This window comes from Gluconobacter sp. Gdi (assembly GCF_014132155.1).
Classification (GTDB): Bacteria; Pseudomonadota; Alphaproteobacteria; order Acetobacterales; family Acetobacteraceae; genus Gluconobacter.
Genome location: NZ_BLJQ01000004.1, coordinates 89722 through 104813, shown reverse-complemented (window position 1 = coordinate 104813; position 15092 = coordinate 89722). Strand labels below are relative to the sequence as shown.

General features: G+C 57.0%; 16 protein-coding genes. 7 read left to right on the top strand and 9 right to left on the bottom strand.

Annotation, left to right across the window (positions count from 1 at the left end; all coding sequences use genetic code 11):
* Positions 1 to 55: 55 nt before the first annotated feature.
* On the bottom strand, positions 56 to 247 hold the full coding sequence (locus JN414_RS09595; protein ID WP_046901216.1) for a CsbD family protein: 192 nt from the start codon (positions 245 to 247) through the stop codon (positions 56 to 58).
* 147 nt (positions 248 to 394) lie between these two features.
* Here JN414_RS09595 and msrB point away from each other — a divergent pair, with 147 nt between their 5' ends.
* From msrB to JN414_RS09580, 3 genes are all read left to right on the top strand, one after another.
* The gene (gene msrB, locus JN414_RS09590; protein WP_086632972.1) at positions 395 to 814 is read left to right on the top strand and encodes a peptide-methionine (R)-S-oxide reductase MsrB; all 420 of its coding nucleotides are present in this window, start codon (positions 395 to 397) and stop codon (positions 812 to 814) included.
* Positions 811 to 1449 (top strand): uracil phosphoribosyltransferase, encoded by a 639-nt coding sequence (upp, locus tag JN414_RS09585; RefSeq protein ID WP_064275018.1) that lies wholly within the window; start codon positions 811 to 813, stop codon positions 1447 to 1449. Before msrB ends, upp begins: the two co-directional genes overlap by 4 nt.
* A gap of 95 nt (positions 1450 to 1544) precedes the next feature.
* A complete protein-coding gene (locus JN414_RS09580; protein WP_046901219.1) occupies positions 1545 to 1832 on the top strand; it encodes a DUF1330 domain-containing protein in 288 nt (95 codons plus the stop codon).
* Positions 1833 to 1904: 72 nt separating this feature from the next.
* Here JN414_RS09580 and JN414_RS09575 read toward each other — a convergent pair whose 3' ends face one another.
* Together JN414_RS09575 and greA are read right to left on the bottom strand one after the other, a co-directional pair.
* Entirely contained in the window at positions 1905 to 3131 is a 1227-nt protein-coding gene (locus tag JN414_RS09575) for a threonine ammonia-lyase (protein WP_202207691.1), read from the bottom strand.
* Positions 3131 to 3604 (bottom strand): transcription elongation factor GreA, encoded by a 474-nt coding sequence (greA, locus tag JN414_RS09570; RefSeq protein WP_086632975.1) that lies wholly within the window; start codon positions 3602 to 3604, stop codon positions 3131 to 3133. The genes JN414_RS09575 and greA overlap by 1 nt, the downstream gene beginning before the upstream one ends.
* A gap of 168 nt (positions 3605 to 3772) precedes the next feature.
* On the opposite strand from greA, the gene JN414_RS09565 reads away from it, so the two are divergent.
* Both JN414_RS09565 and JN414_RS09560 read left to right on the top strand, forming a co-directional pair.
* On the top strand, positions 3773 to 4294 hold the full coding sequence (locus JN414_RS09565; RefSeq protein ID WP_202207690.1) for a hypothetical protein: 522 nt from the start codon (positions 3773 to 3775) through the stop codon (positions 4292 to 4294).
* Positions 4294 to 4500: a helix-turn-helix transcriptional regulator gene (locus JN414_RS09560; protein ID WP_202207689.1), complete on the top strand. Its 207-nt coding sequence runs from the start codon at positions 4294 to 4296 to the stop codon at positions 4498 to 4500. Before JN414_RS09565 ends, JN414_RS09560 begins: the two co-directional genes overlap by 1 nt.
* Positions 4501 to 4555: 55 nt before the next feature.
* On the opposite strand, the gene carB is transcribed toward JN414_RS09560, so the two are convergent.
* Together carB and carA are read right to left on the bottom strand one after the other, a co-directional pair.
* Positions 4556 to 7810 (bottom strand): carbamoyl-phosphate synthase large subunit, encoded by a 3255-nt coding sequence (gene carB / locus JN414_RS09555; protein WP_202207688.1) that lies wholly within the window; start codon positions 7808 to 7810, stop codon positions 4556 to 4558.
* A 3-nt stretch (positions 7811 to 7813) separates the two neighbouring features.
* Positions 7814 to 9175 carry a glutamine-hydrolyzing carbamoyl-phosphate synthase small subunit gene (gene carA, locus JN414_RS09550; RefSeq protein WP_202207687.1) on the bottom strand — a complete coding sequence of 454 codons (1362 nt, stop codon included), beginning with the start codon at positions 9173 to 9175 and terminating at the stop codon, positions 7814 to 7816.
* A 242-nt stretch (positions 9176 to 9417) separates the two neighbouring features.
* Here carA and JN414_RS09545 point away from each other — a divergent pair, with 242 nt between their 5' ends.
* On the top strand, positions 9418 to 9873 hold the full coding sequence (locus tag JN414_RS09545) for a GatB/YqeY domain-containing protein (protein WP_046901226.1): 456 nt from the start codon (positions 9418 to 9420) through the stop codon (positions 9871 to 9873).
* Between the two features lie 149 nt (positions 9874 to 10022).
* Positions 10023 to 10979, top strand: a complete 957-nt coding sequence (locus JN414_RS09540) for a cation diffusion facilitator family transporter (protein ID WP_202207686.1) — start codon at positions 10023 to 10025, stop codon at positions 10977 to 10979.
* Between the two features lie 9 nt (positions 10980 to 10988).
* On the opposite strand, the gene JN414_RS09535 is transcribed toward JN414_RS09540, so the two are convergent.
* From JN414_RS09535 to adhP, 4 genes are all read right to left on the bottom strand, one after another.
* Entirely contained in the window at positions 10989 to 11879 is an 891-nt protein-coding gene (locus JN414_RS09535; RefSeq protein ID WP_202207685.1) for an alpha/beta fold hydrolase, read from the bottom strand.
* A gap of 50 nt (positions 11880 to 11929) precedes the next feature.
* A complete protein-coding gene (locus JN414_RS09530; RefSeq protein ID WP_202207684.1) occupies positions 11930 to 12958 on the bottom strand; it encodes a retropepsin-like aspartic protease in 1029 nt (342 codons plus the stop codon).
* Between the two features lie 86 nt (positions 12959 to 13044).
* On the bottom strand, positions 13045 to 14028 hold the full coding sequence (locus JN414_RS09525; protein ID WP_202207683.1) for a zinc-dependent alcohol dehydrogenase family protein: 984 nt from the start codon (positions 14026 to 14028) through the stop codon (positions 13045 to 13047).
* Between the two features lie 34 nt (positions 14029 to 14062).
* Positions 14063 to 15091, bottom strand: coding sequence for an alcohol dehydrogenase AdhP (gene adhP / locus JN414_RS09520; RefSeq protein WP_046901231.1), 1029 nt, complete (start codon positions 15089 to 15091; stop codon positions 14063 to 14065).
* Position 15092 lies beyond the last annotated feature (1 nt).

The window sequence follows — 15092 nt, the reverse complement described above, 5'->3', positions numbered from 1 at the left end:
TGCGAACGCCCGCCATATGGCGGGCGTTGCAGGTGACATGACAGTCGCGTGAGCGTCAGATCTTGTCGATGCCGCCCTTGACGGCGTCCTTGACGTCACCCTTGGCGGTCTGGGCCTGTCCCTTTAGATTTTGGACAACGCCTTCACCTTCAAGCTTTTCATCGTCGGTGACACGACCAACTTCTTCCTTGATCTTGCCGACGACCTTGTTGGTGGCGCCTTTGATCTTGTCTTCAATGGAGCTCATGACATTACCTCCTGAAACAGGGTTGCCGAACATAAACGGCTGGTGAGGCAGGAAGTTTCATGTCTTGCACTCAGATATGCGTGACAAAGCGGCGTGCGGCTTCCATATATCCAAGACTGAAAACCTCAGATTTTCTGGAGATTGACCATGACCCAAAGCTGCGGTCCCGTTTCGGGAACCAATGGCGGGGGGTGTGGCGTCGGCCTCACGCCGGAACAGCGCCGTATCCTGCTCGAGCATGGCACCGAATATCCCGGTTCCAGCCCGCTGAATGATGAAAAGCGGGCAGGAATTTATGCCTGCGCAGGATGTGGGCGTGAACTTTTTTCATCCGCCACGAAATACGAGAGCGGAAGTGGCTGGCCGTCTTTTTTCGCGCCTTTGGAAAACGGTGTCGGGACGACGCAGGACGTCAGCCACGGAATGGTTCGGACGGAAGTGCACTGTGCGGGTTGTCATGGGCATCTGGGGCATGTTTTTCCTGATGGGCCACCGCCCACAGGGTTACGGTATTGCATGAACGGTCTGGCACTCGATTTTCGCCCGGCCGAAGGAGAAAAAGCATGAGTCAGGCGCTGCCGCCTATCGTTCTCGACCACCCGCTGGTGCGCCACAAGCTGACCCGTCTGCGTGATAAGAATACATCTACAGCAGGCTTTCGTCGGCTGACCCGTGAGCTCAGTCTGCTTCTGGCCTATGAAGCGACGCGCGGGCTTTCTCTGGCGTCTCGCCATATTGAAGCCCCGAGCGGGCCAATGGAAGGTGAGGAACTGGACGGCAAGAAGCTCTGCTTCGTCTCCATTCTGCGCGCAGGAAACGGCCTTCTGGACGGAATGCTGGATCTGGTTCCGTCTGCGCGTGTGGGACATATTGGTCTGCGCCGCGACCATGAAACGCTGGAAGTCAGCGAATATTATTTCAATATGCCAAGCGACGTTCCGGGGCGGACATGTATTGTTCTGGACCCGATGCTCGCCACCGGGCATTCCGCTGCGGCGGCTGTAGCGCGCGTCAAGGAAGCGGGTGCGATTTCACCTGTTTTCGCCTGCCTGCTCGCGGCACCGGAAGGCATTGATTACATGACGAAGCTGCACCCTGATGTGCAGATCGTAACGTGTTGCGTGGATCAGAAGCTTGATGAACACGGATACATCGTCCCCGGTCTGGGTGATGCGGGCGATCGTCTTTTCGGGACGCGCTAAAAAGGGTTCAAATGTTCAGCACACGCGCTTGTGTGCTGAACATCCCGCCGTTTTGTGGCCGGTTATGCATCCCCCCGTTCAGGAGATGACGTACCATGACCGCTTACGCTATTTTCATTCGTGACAAATTGACTGACCCAGCCGAGTTTGAGGCCTATTCAAATGGTGTCGGCGAAACCTTCAAAGGACATCCCGCCAAAATTCTTGCTGCCTATGGAAAGCAGGAAAAGCTTGAAGGTATCGAGCCAGATGGCGTCGTTGTCATTGAATTTCCGGATATTGCTGCTGCCCGGGCCTGGTATGACAGCCCAGCCTATCAAACGGTCGCCAAGCATCGCTGGAAAGCTGCTTCTTACAACGTGGTGATTGTAGAAGGCGTCTGAACTTCGGAAATTAAGTTACCGCAGCATTGTGTTCGGCGCTGGGAGAATAGTTCGAACACAATGCGTGCAGTTTTAGTCCCGTCGAACGATGTAATGACGGGCAAGATCGGTTTCGATCTGCGTGGCGTGCTGAGTGTCACGGGCTTCGATCATCACAACCAGCTCGGCTGTCTGAACTGACGGCGAGGCAAAAAGGCGATGATGGGACACCTCGATGATGTTTCCACCGTAGTTGCCAATACGCGCGGAGATGTCAGCCAGCATTCCGGGGCGGTCGGGAATTTGGAAGATCAGGCGAAGAATTCTTCCGTCCCGGAGAAGGGAGCGAAGGATCGTATTGGCCAGAATACGGGCATTGATGTTGCCACCCGACAAGGGAAGGGCAACCTTGCGGCCTTTGAACATCTCAGGGTTGGCCAGAACAGCAGCCAGACCCGTCGCACCAGCGCCTTCGCAGACCTGCTTGGCTTTTTCCGCCAACGTCGTGATAGCGCTTTCGACCTGAAGTTCGTTAACGACGAGAATTTTGGAAATCCGGTGACGAAATGCCCTGAGGCAATGGTCGCCCAACTGCGTTACGGCAATGCCTTCAGCAATTGTCGATCCACCGAGAGTGGCGCCACCTTCCGTCGGAAATGCGGCTAAAGAGGCATAAGCCTCGACCTGCACGCCAATGATTTCCACATCGGGGCGAAGTGCAGCCATGACGGTTGCAAAACCACCGATCAGGCCGCCGCCGCCGACAGGGACGACGACCATATCAATATCGGGTGCATCTTCGAGAAGCTCGAGTGCAGCAGTCCCCTGACCCGCAATGACGGCAGGGTCATTGAACGGATGGACGAGGACCCGGCCTTCTTTATTCTGAATTTCTTCCGCCGTTACGCATGCAGAAGCAAAATCGTCGCCTGCGAGGACAACATTTGCTCCCCATGCCTGCGTCGCTGCAACTTTGGTTGCTGGCGTAAAGCGGGGCATGACGATCGTGGCATCAATACCAAGGAGGCTGGCCTGACGCGCCACACCCTGTGCGTGATTGCCTGCCGAGACTGTAATAACGCCGCGGGCGCGTTCCTCGGGCGTCAGGAGCGCCATTTTGTTGGCTGCTCCCCGCTCCTTGAACGAGCCGATAGCCTGAAGATTTTCAAGCTTGAGCGTAATTTCAGCACCTGTCAGGCGGGAAAGGGCTGGGCAGGCAATCGTCGGCGTGCGAACTACCGTGGACGCAATACGCTTCTGAGCATTTTCAATGTCCAGGAGAGTCACAACAGGGGCGACGGACGTCAGGACGTCAGACATTAGCGGTATGTGACTTTCAGGATCTCGTAGCTGCGGTCACCGCCGGGAGCAGGAACGGAGATGGTGTCGCCTACATCTTTACCAATTAGCGCCTTCGCCAGAGGAGACGAGATTGAAATCAGGCCCTGCTTGATGTCGGCTTCATGAACGCCAACGATCTGATAGGCGTTTTCCTTGTCCGTCTCTTCGTCAACGACTTCGATATGCGCGCCGAAACGTACTTTCGTGCCGGTCAGGGTCGAAGGATCAATAACTTCTGCCGAGGAAACAATGCTTTCCAGCTCAAGCACGCGACCTTCGATGAAAGACTGACGGTCTCGGGCGGCGTGATATTCGGCGTTTTCGGAAAGGTCGCCGTGTTCGCGGGCTTCTGCGATGGCACGAATGACTGCAGGGCGGTCAACGCTCTTGAGGGTACGCAGTTCGTCTTCAAGACGCTGCAGTCCCTTTGCGGTCATGGGGATCTTCTGCACTCTGAAATCCTCGGAAAAGCGTGACTGAAATTGAATGAACAGCCTGACAACATAGGATTTTAGGGGGGTTTATGCAAGGTGGCGCGTTTTTGTTTATCGAAAAGCAATAAAACTCTTGGCAGGCAACACCTGTCGGTGCTTATCGTTTTTCGATAAGGAGAAGCCATTATGAAAAAAGTTGATACCTTGCGCCGTGTTCGTCAGATCCTGCGTTTTCTCTTTGGGATCTCATCGGTGCTTTTTTGGGGCGAACTAGTGCTCTTGGCATGCACTCTTGTTCTGACACCGGTACTCTATTTTTTCGGAGGAAACTTCTGTTATTCTCTGTCGCAGAGTGTTGTTGAGATATTTGGTCTCATCATGGCAGTTATTATTTTTTATATTTTAAAGATTATTTTTAGAAATTCTATATTTATATTTGATAGCGCTATCTCGGGAAATTTTTTCTCTCAAAATAATTCAGAAATTATATGGGATATTTTTAGAAAAACCCTTTATTTTTCTGGGATTACTTTTTTTGCAGGGATATTTTCGAGCCTTTTTGATCCTGCAAGATACGGTCCGTTCTCATGGCTGGGCTGTCTTTCAGATCTTGCTGATTCTGCGCTCTGTCTGGGATTGGTTTATCTTATTGCCTGGCTTTTCGGGGTGGGTGTTCAGCTTCAACCCGAAATCGATGAGGTTATCTGATGCCTGTGCTGGTCAAGCTGGATGAGCTTCTCAGAGAACGGGGAATGTCTCTGACAGAACTGTCGGAGAAAGTGGGGCTGACGCTGGCCAATCTCTCAATTCTCAAGACAGGAAAGGCAAAGGCGATCCGGTTTTCGACGCTTGAGGCCTTATGTCGGGTTCTCGAGTGTCAGCCGGGCGATCTTCTGCGATATTCAGGCGGCTAAAAACGAAAACCCCCGCCGGAGTACTCCGGCGGGGGTTTTCGGGATCGGGGAGAGTTCAGAACTCACCCTTGAAGTAGGACTGAAGCGGAGCGACGTCGAGGTCGCCTTCCTTGAGAACCGCGATGGCGTAGGTTGCCGCGCGGGCACCGGCAATCGTGGTGTAGTGCGGGATGCCCATGGTCAGAGCGCCGCGACGGATATCGTAGCTGTCACGTGCGGCCTGGCCACCCTGCGAGGTGTTGATGACCATTTGAACGTCACCCGAGCGGATGGCATCCACGCAGTTCGGACGGCCCTGCATGACCTTGTTCACGCGCTTTACCGGAATGTTAGCCGCTTCGAGGCGTGAAGCCGTGCCGCTGGTTGCGAGAACGGTGAACCCCATTTCAACCAGTTTGCGGGCTAGCGGCTGAACATGTCCCTTGTCGCTGTCACGGACGGACAGGAAGACCGTTCCAGCCAGTGGCAGTTTTACGCCAGCAGCAAGCTGAGACTTCGCAAAGGCACGCTCGAAGCTGGAATCCAGCCCCATGACTTCACCCGTGGAGCGCATTTCCGGACCGAGGATCGTGTCTGCGTTCGCAAAGCGGTGGAACGGGAAGACGGCTTCCTTGACCGCAACATGCGGGGAGACCGCTCCGCCATCCAGACGGAACTCGGACAGACGTGCGCCAGCCATGACGCGAGCGCCGATCTTGGCAACCGGAACGCCTGTTGCCTTGGCAACAAACGGCACGGTCCGGGAGGCGCGTGGGTTCACTTCCAGAACGAAGACTTCCTGGTCCTTGATGGCGTACTGCACATTCATCAGGCCGCGGATGCCAAGCTCACGAGCCATGGCTTCCGTCTGGGAGCGGAGTTCCGTCACCAGTGCCGGGGAGAGCGTGTAGGGTGGCAGTGAGCAGGCAGAGTCACCGGAATGGATACCAGCTTCCTCAATGTGTTCCATGACACCGGCGACATAGACGTTTTCGCCGTCCGAAATGCAGTCCACATCGGCTTCGATGGCATCGTTCAGGTAGTGATCGAGCAGGACCGGACCGGTGGAAACTTCGGGGCCGGCAGCGCGCAGAACCGTATTCAGGTAATGCTTCAGACCTGCGTTATCATAGACAATTTCCATCGCACGGCCGCCCAGAACGTAGGACGGACGAGCAACGACCGGGTATCCGACCTCTTCGGCCACTTTCTCGGCTTCTGCCGGATTGCGGGCAATGCCGTTACGTGGCTGGCGAAGGCCCAGCTTGCGCAGCATGGTCTGGAAGCGTTCACGGTCTTCCGCGCGATCAATAGCGTCAGCCGGGGTGCCGAGCAGCGGAATGCCTGCCTCTTCAAGAGCACGGGACAGCTTGAGAGGGGTCTGGCCACCGTACTGAACGATGCAGCCCAGAACCTTGCCGCCCTTCGCTTCCGTGCGGATCAGAGCAATGACGTCTTCCGCAGTCAGAGGTTCGAAGTACAGACGGTCGGACGTGTCGTAATCGGTGGAAACGGTTTCCGGGTTGCAGTTGACCATGACCGTTTCGAAACCAGCTTCACGCAGGGCGTAAGCGGCATGAACACAGCAGTAATCGAACTCGATGCCCTGACCAATCCGGTTCGGTCCGCCACCCAGAATGATGATCTTGTCGCGGTTGGTCGGGCGGCTTTCGCATTCCGGCGTGCCGTATCCGCCTTCGTAGGTGGAATAGAGATACGGAGTGTCAGAAGCGAACTCTGCGGCGCAGGTATCGATGCGGCGATAGACGGGCACGACTTCAAGAGCTTCGCGCTGTGCTGCGACGTCCGGAATGCTCTGGCCTGACAGGCGTGCAAGCTGGGCGTCAGAGAAGCCCTGGGCCTTCAGGCGGCGCATGCCGTAGGCGTCTTTTGGCAGGCCATTCTTTTCCACGTCCCGCTCAGAAGACACGATGTCTTCCAGTTGGCGCAGGAACCAAGGCTCGAACTTGCAGGCCTGCTGGATCTCTTCGACCGTCAGGCCCGCGCGCAAGGCCTGCGTGGCCATTAGAATGCGCTCCGGGCGTGGTTCTGCAAGAGCAGCCAGATAGGCGTCTTTCGAGCCATCGCCGGGCGCTTCAACCGGATCCAGACCCATCAGGCCCGTTTCCATGGAGCGGAAGCCCTTCTGGATGGCTTCGGCAAAGGAGCGGCCCACGGACATGGCCTCGCCGACCGACTTCATGGACGTGGAAAGCAGGGCCGGGGAGCCCGGGAACTTCTCGAACGTGAAGCGGGGGATCTTGGCGACAACGTAGTCGATCGTCGGCTCGAAGGAGGCCGGGGTCGTCTTGGTGATGTCGTTCTTGAGTTCGTCCAGCGTGTAACCAACGGCCAGTTTGGCAGCGATCTTGGCGATCGGGAAGCCGGTAGCCTTGGAGGCGAGGGCAGACGAGCGGGAAACGCGCGGGTTCATCTCGATGACGACCAGACGACCATCGGCAGGATTAACGCCGAACTGCACGTTGGAGCCACCGGTCTCGACGCCGATCTTGCGCAGGCACGCGATCGAGGCGTCCCGCATGCGCTGATATTCCTTATCGGTCAGCGTCAGGGCTGGGGCGACGGTGATGGAGTCACCGGTGTGCACGCCCATCGGGTCGATGTTTTCGATGGAGCAGATGATGATGCAGTTATCCGCGGTGTCGCGGACCACTTCCATCTCGTATTCTTTCCAGCCGAGGACGGATTCTTCGATCAGGACTTCGGTTGTCGGTGAGGCATCGAGGCCGCCTGTGACGATCTGGTCGAACTCTTCGCGGTTGTATGCGATGCCACCGCCAGCGCCGCCCATAGTGAAGGACGGACGAATGATGGCCGGCAGGCCGACGTCACCCAGAGCAGCACGAGCTTCTTCCAGCGTATGGGCGATGGTGCTGCGCGGGCTTTCGATCCCGATCTCGTCCATGGCCTCGCGGAACTTCTGGCGATCTTCCGCGCGGTCGATGACCTCTGCGTCCGCGCCGATCAGTTCCACGTTGTGCGTCTTGAGGAAGCCGGACTTGTCGAGCGCCATGGCGGCGTTCAGGGCTGTCTGGCCACCCATGGTCGGCAGGACGGCGTCGGGCTTTTCCTTAAGGATGATGCGCTCGACGAATTCCGGCGTGATCGGCTCGATATAGGTCGCGTCCGCCAGGCCCGGATCAGTCATGATCGTGGCCGGGTTGGAGTTGATGAGGATGACGCGATAGCCTTCCTCACGCAGGGCTTTACAGGCCTGTGCGCCGGAGTAATCGAACTCGCAGGCCTGTCCGATAACGATCGGGCCTGCGCCGATGATCAGGATGGACTTGATGTCTGTCCGTTTTGGCATGGCTCAGGCTCCTGCTTTAGCGCGACGGTCCATGACCGCGACGAAACGCTCGAAAAGATAGAAACTGTCAGACGGGCCAGGGCTGGCCTCGGGGTGGTACTGGACGGAGAAGGCGTCCTTCGTGGTGGAGGCGATGCCTTCGTTGGAGCCGTCAAACAGGCTCACATGCGTTACCTTCACATCAGCGGGCAGCGACTTCTCATCCACGGCGAAGCCATGGTTCTGGCTGGTGATTTCCACGCGGCCACTTTCGATGTCCTTGACCGGCTGATTGGCGCCGCGATGGCCACGATCCAGCTTGTAGGTCTTGCCGCCGAGAGCCTGTGCGAGAAGCTGGTGGCCAAGGCAGATGCCAAAGACTGGAACGTTGGCATCCAGAACGCCCTTGATGGCCGGGACGGCATAGGTGCCGGTCGCTGCCGGATCGCCCGGGCCGTTGGAGAGGAACACGCCTTCGGGTTTCAGTTCCAAAATTTCTTCGGCCGTAGCGGTCGCGGGCAGAACCGTGACGTCACACCCAGCGGTCACGAGGCAGCGCAGGATGTTGTCCTTGGCGCCGTAGTCCATGGCGACCACGCGGCGGCGGTTCTCGGTACGAGCCGGGCGGGTGCTTTCCCATACGCCTTCCGTCCAGACGCGCTTCGGCTGCGTGACCTCTTTTGCAAGGTCCATGCCTTCGAGGCCAGGCCACTGGCGGGCGCGGTTCAGCAGGCTGTCCGTGTCGATCCGACCGTTTGCCGGGAAGGCAAGAATGGCAGTTTGCGGACCATTGTCGCGCAGGGAACGGGTGACTGCTCGGGTGTCGACGCCGCTGATACCCGCACGGCCGTGCTGCTTCAGCCAGCTGTCGAGGGATTCCATGGAGCGCCAGCTTGCCGGAGCGGTGACATCTTCCTTCACGACGGCGCCAAGAGCGGCCATTTTCGGCGCTTCATTGTCGTCCGTGTTCGTACCGACATTGCCGATATGCGGGAAGGTGAAGGTGACGATCTGTCCAGCAAAAGACGGGTCTGTCAGGGTTTCCTGATAGCCGGTCATGCCAGTGGAGAAGCAGAGCTCACCGACGGCGCCATCGGTGTGGGCACCGAAGCCTCGGCCCCACAGGACCGTGCCATCTGCAAGGACAAGGGCGGCATTGGCGCCGGCAGGGCAGGAATTGGACACGTCCGTCTCTCTTTCTTGCGGGGTTTCAGCGGAAGTTAGGTCCTGGAGTTCGATTCCGGGAACGCGCAGTAGGGCGGGCCAGTGCTTGGTCGGCACGGTTCGCGACTGACGCCACTTTCGTACGGCTTCAAGGCCGACACCAGCCAGCGCGGCGATTTCTTCCGCGCCACCAGCTTTTTCAATGATTCTGTCGATGTCCATGGTCGCCCGTTCCTGGCTCCGCGTTCACTTTCCCGTCTGATAGGCGATCGAACCGGGAATGGGAAGTTTTTTCCCAATGAGTTTTTGTGTCTGCGGGGTGGTATGGGAAAAAACTTCCCTACACCTTGTGACGATGCTGGAAAGAGCTGTGCTTTCCATTGTTGGGGGGAGGCTTTTATGCGATTTTGCCGCCATTGACTGAACAGGGGCTTTTCAGGCCCCGCGCAAACAGGAGAAGACGCATGTCGCTTCGCACGCAGATCATGGATGACCTCAAAACAGCAATGAAGGCTGGTCAGTCTGAGAAGGTGGCGCAGATCCGTGGCATCACGGCGAAGCTGAAGGATCTTGAAGTTGCTGCTCGCGCCAAGACAGGGGAAGTGACGGAAGCAGAGATTATTTCTGCTCTGCGCTCCATGATCAAGTCCCGTACTGAATCCGCAACGATGTATCGTGAAGGTGGCCGTCCGGAACTGGCGGAAAAGGAAGAGGGTGAGATCGCGACGATCAAGGCCTACCTGCCGCCAGAACTCGATGAGGCAACTCTGAAGTCTGCCATTGATGAAGCCGCCACTGCTGTAGGTGCGGAAAGCATGAAAGACATGGGCAAGGTGATGGCGGCGCTGAAAGAGCGTTTTGGTGCCGATCTGGATCCGGCCAAGGCCAGTGCGCTTGTGAAGGCACGTCTGTCTGCCTGAAGCGGGCTAGGCATCGTCGCTTGAAGAAGGCCGTCCCTTGTGGGCGGCCTTTTTTATGTTGGGTTAGTGAACCCCTGAAAGCTCGCGAAGTTTGACTTAGGTTATCTGAGGTCCCCAATCTGGCCTTTGCTTACGGAAATGAGGGCTTCATGTCTGCTGGTGGTTCAACAAAAGTCGTTTTCATCGCGCTGGGTGTCAATTTCGGCATCGCCTGCGTGAAAGGGATGGCGGCCCTTCTAACCGGCTCTGCTGCGATGTTGGCTGAGACGGTTCATTCCTTTGTGGATTGCGGAAACCAGATCCTGTTGTTGGTGGGCATGAAGCGGTCAGCGGCTCCGGCAACGAAGGAGCATCCGCTGGGCTACCATCGTGAGCTGTATTTCTGGACGATGGTTGTAGCTGGCGCACTGTTTGTGGGGGGTGGCGTCGCGTCTCTCTATGAAGGCTGGGAGAAGGTCATGCATCCGGCGGAAATGCAGCCGGTGCACCTTTTGGGGCATGTCTTTCCGGGGTGGTGGATGAACGTAGCCATTCTCGCGATTTCCGGCAGCATGGAAGGGTATGGCTTTATTGCGGCTGTGAAATCCGTGCCACGCAGCGAAGGGGTTTCATTGTGGAGAATGATTCGTCGGAGTGCCGATCCCGGTCTGTTTGTCGTACTGTTTGAGGATGGGGCTGCGCTGGTCAGTCTGGTGATTGCGCTGGTGTTTACAGTGCTTTCCGTTGTGACAGGTCTGCACGTTCTGGATGGAATTGCATCGCTGCTGATTGGTGTCGTGCTGGTTGTGGTGGCCGCATTGCTGACCAATGAGACACGCTCTCTTCTTGTGGGGGAGAGCAATCCGGAAATTGATGCTTTTGTGCGTGCGGAAGCGCGGAAATTGCCTGGCGTTATCGGGATCAATGAGGTTGTGACGGAGACCCGAGGTCCCGAGAGTATTATCGTTCTGCTGTCTCTGGACTGGGATGACGCGATCTCCTCGGGAGACGTGGAGCGAGGGGTTTCGATGCTGGAGAAAACAACCCGCACGCGATACCCCGCTGTATTGCGGATGTATGTTGAGGCGCAGGACAAGAGGGACGGGATTCCAGCCCCTCTGGCCTGATGGCGAATACTACTTCGCCGCTAGGAACGGCTCGACGGCTTTAAGAAAAGCCTCGGGTCGCTCAATGCTGGGAGCATGCCCTGATTGCGGAATGACCGTCAGATGTGCTCCGGGAATTTTTGCAGCAAAATCGTGGCCGTCGGCCAGTGGAATGACTTGGTCATTCTGTCCCCAGATCACGAGCGTGGGAATATGAATGGCCTTCATGCTGTCATCGAGAAAGGTGTCCGGCGCATTGGCGTTTCTGGCGAAGCTCTCCTGCGTATATTGTGCACCTTCGGCCAGTCGGGTTCGGAATGTTGCCTGAACCAGTTCCTCCGTAATGAGGGCTTTGTTGTAAAACAGCCCTCTCAGCCCCGTTCGAATGCCAGAAAATGAGACTGGCCCGAACAGGGGAAGGCCGTGCTCGACGAGGGACTTGTGGCCAGCGGCATCGCTCAGGACAAGCCGTAGGGGCATGGCCATGGAGGAATTCTGTGCCGCCTCGATTGTGTAAAGTCCTGCAATCCAGCCGCCGAGGGATTCTCCAGCGAGCATGAAATGCGTGATGTGGCGTACTTTGAGGAAGCCATCCAACATGTCTACCCATGTCTGAATTCCGTAGGCGATCAGTGGTTTTTCCGAAGCACCAAAGCCGAGCTGATCCATGGCTATCACATGATAGTGCCGGGACAGTTCAGGGATGACTTTGCCCCAGTCCATTGTGGCGCTGCTTCCGAGGCCATGGACCAGCACAAGGTCCGGACCCGTACCAGCTTCCAGGAAACGGATCTGCTGACCGTAAACGGAGACACTTTGCAGGGGCGGGAGAGTTTGTGCCTGGCCGTGACTGGGGATGCATGCTGCGCCGAGCGTGGATGCGAGCACGGCGGTTCGAAGCGTTTTGGACAGTCGTCTCATGGCGGCCGAGCCTTTATGGTCAGATGATATGTTTCTAATTCGGAATAGTATTATCGATCTGGCCCGGCTGTCTTCAACATATCATTCCCGGAATGAACGGGATCTTTCGGTGCGGTGACCTTGTCATGAACGGCTGCCTGATACTTGCGGATATGGAGTGGCGTCCATGGCAATGGCGGTTCTTTGGTTAGAGAAGGGTCTGACGCGGGAGAGAGCCAGATGGTCGCGTGAAGTGGGTCCAGAAGGATATGGAAATGGTTCAGAGCATCAGTGCCTAACTCGTCATAGGCAATGGTGGAAGCGATAACGATCTTCGGGTGAGGCAGCAGAAACGAACCGATTTTCAGTGTATCGAACGTATGAAGATAGCCACCAACTGTATTGCCGGCATTGATGCGGACCGGATCATCTTTATCTGGCTCGGAAGCAATGCCTATTGCTCTGGCTGTATCTTTCTGGATCAGGGTTCGGTTGGAGCTTAGGTTGATTTTCATTCGAACTGGGTGGCCGTTGAGCTCAACGAGAACCGTGTTCGAGAGTGGATAACTGTCTTGATAGAGGTGCAGTTTTGTTTTCGGCGAGGGGAGCAAATCTCCGATCGATGGACATTTTTCATCGTCGTATCGAAAGAACGTGACGCTGCGAGAGGAGCGGTCAATCAGGGTGGAAATATGGGAGAGAAAATGGTCTCCCAGTTCGACTTGGAGTGCTGGAGTGATATTATTGGGTGCTGAATAATCCGCTACATAAGCAGTATAATTTTTGAGTGTGAGTGCACCAATATTTACGGTTGAGAGCATCTTTACAAATACTGTCGCTTCGCCTGTCTCTGATGCCGCATCTTCAGGAGCTGAGCCCAAAAACGTGACATTGTGATTGGCAAAAACAAAAGTATCGCTTGCCTGCGGGGCAAGGAAAAAGCGGGCAGGTAATCCGTCTATACTGCCCAGCATGGAGGGGGGCGCATTATAGTGCTCCAGTGGAACGGAGACCGCGCCATGAAGGCAAGTCTGCCAGGGTGTAGCTTGAGCATGCCCGCAGAATTGAAAGGCGATCAGGAGAAGAGCTGTCTTACGCATGAAGTGCCTGTCGCCTTATTGTGACACAGTATGTCTTTCCTAGGCGATGGGGCTGTTAAGAGCGAGGGCAGAGTAGTGATGTCCGCTTATGGAATGAGAACAGCTGCTCCCTCAAAACGACCGTGGCGCAGGTCATCCAGAGCCTGATTGGCATCTTTGAGGGCATAAGGCGTATTCGTGACCTTGATGCCGATCTCAGGAGCCAGTTTCAGAAAATCCAGTCCGTCCTGCCGGGTCAGGTTGGCAACGGAAACGATTTCGCGTTCTTCCCAAAGTGTATCGTAGGAAAAGGACGGGATCGGGCTCATGTGGATGCCGCCACACACGACCTTTCCACCCTTGCGGACGGCTTTTAGCCCGGCCGGAACCAGCGCGCCGACAGGCGCAAACAGGATGACGGCGTCAAGCGGTTCGGGCGGGAGTTCGTCTGAACCGCCTGCCCAAACCGCGCCAAGGGAGCGGGCAAATGCCTGCTTCTCTGTGTCTCCGGGGGAGGTGAAGGCATAAACCTCGCGTCCCTGCCAGCGCAGCACCTGAATGATGATGTGAGCGGCGGCTCCGAAGCCATACAGGCCGATCTTTTTGCCGTCGCCAGCTTTGCTGAGGCAGCGCCAGCCGATCAGTCCAGCGCAGAGCAGTGGGGCGAGGTCCTTGTCTTTCCCTTTGTCACCCATGGGAAAGGCATATTTTGCATCAGCGACTGTCATAGTCGCGTAGCCGCCATTGCGGGTGAAGCCTGTGAAAAGAGGATGGTCGCAGAGATTTTCCATCCCGTGCGTGCAGTAATAGCAATGCCCACAGGTATGGCCGAGCCAGGGAATGCCGACCCGTTCCCCGACGCTAAGGCTTTTAACTTTGCTTCCGAGCTTGTCGATCCGGCCAACAATTTCATGCCCGGGAATGATGGGAAGGGTGGGGTTGGCGAGCTCGCCGTCTACGACATGCAGGTCTGTGCGGCAGACGCCACAGGCCCCGATGCGGATGCGGATTTCGTCCGGGCCGGGTTCGGGGTCTGGCAGCTCCACCCATTCCAGAGGCTGGTGGTGTTGGCGGAGCTGCATGGCAAACATGGCGTGTGCTTTCTAAAGTCTCAGGTGTTCTGTCTCAGGACCGGAAGTCCAGAACCGTGCGGCCCTGAAGGCGTCCGTTTTTGAGGTTGTCGAAGATCGTGTTGATGTTCTCAATCTTGTCTGCGGTGACGACGGATTTCACTTTGCCACGGGCGAAGAAATCCATGGCTTCGATCATGTCCAGCCGTGTGCCCACGATGGAGCCACGAATGGTCGTGCCGTTCATGACCATATCGAAGATCGACACCGGGAAGTCTCCGGGTGGCAGGCCGTTCAGAACGATTGTGCCGCCGCGGCGGGCATAACCCATGGCCTGCGAGAACGCGGTGCGACCCACCGCTGTAACAAGGGCACCGTGCGCGCCGCCAACTTCCTGCTGGATGAAGGCTGCTGGGTCCTTGTCCTTGGCATTGACGGTCAGAGCCGCGCCAAGCTTTGTGGCGGTGGCGAGCTTGTCGTCGTCAATATCGACGGCTACGACATTCATGCCCATGGCGACCGCATATTGAACGGCCATCTGACCAAGGCCGCCGACGCCCGAAATAGCCATCCACTGACCGGGGCGTGCCTCGGTCATTTTCAGGCCCTTGTAGACTGTCAGGCCTGCGCAAAGCACGGGTGCGGCCTGTAGTGCATCGATGTTGCTGGGCAGATGTGCGACATAGTTCGGATCTGCGACGACATATTCGGCGAAGCAGCCATTGACCGTGTAGCCGGTGTCGTCCTGATCCTTGCACAGCGTTTCCCAGCCGCCGAGGCAGTGTTCGCAGTGCCCGCAGGCCGAGTAGAGCCACGGCACACCGACCACGTCGCCGATCTTGGCGTGGCTGACCTGACTGCCAACGGCCACGATGTGACCGATGCCTTCATGGCCGGGAATGAACGGTGGGTTCGGCTTTGCAGGCCAGTCACCTTCTGCGGCATGCAGGTCGGTGTGGCAGACGCCGCAGGTATCGACTTTCACGAGGATCTGGTTTGGCCGGATCTCGGGGATGGGAAGCCTCTCTACCGAGAGAGGCTTCCCGAACTCGCGGACGACGGCGGCTAGCATTGTATCAGCCATG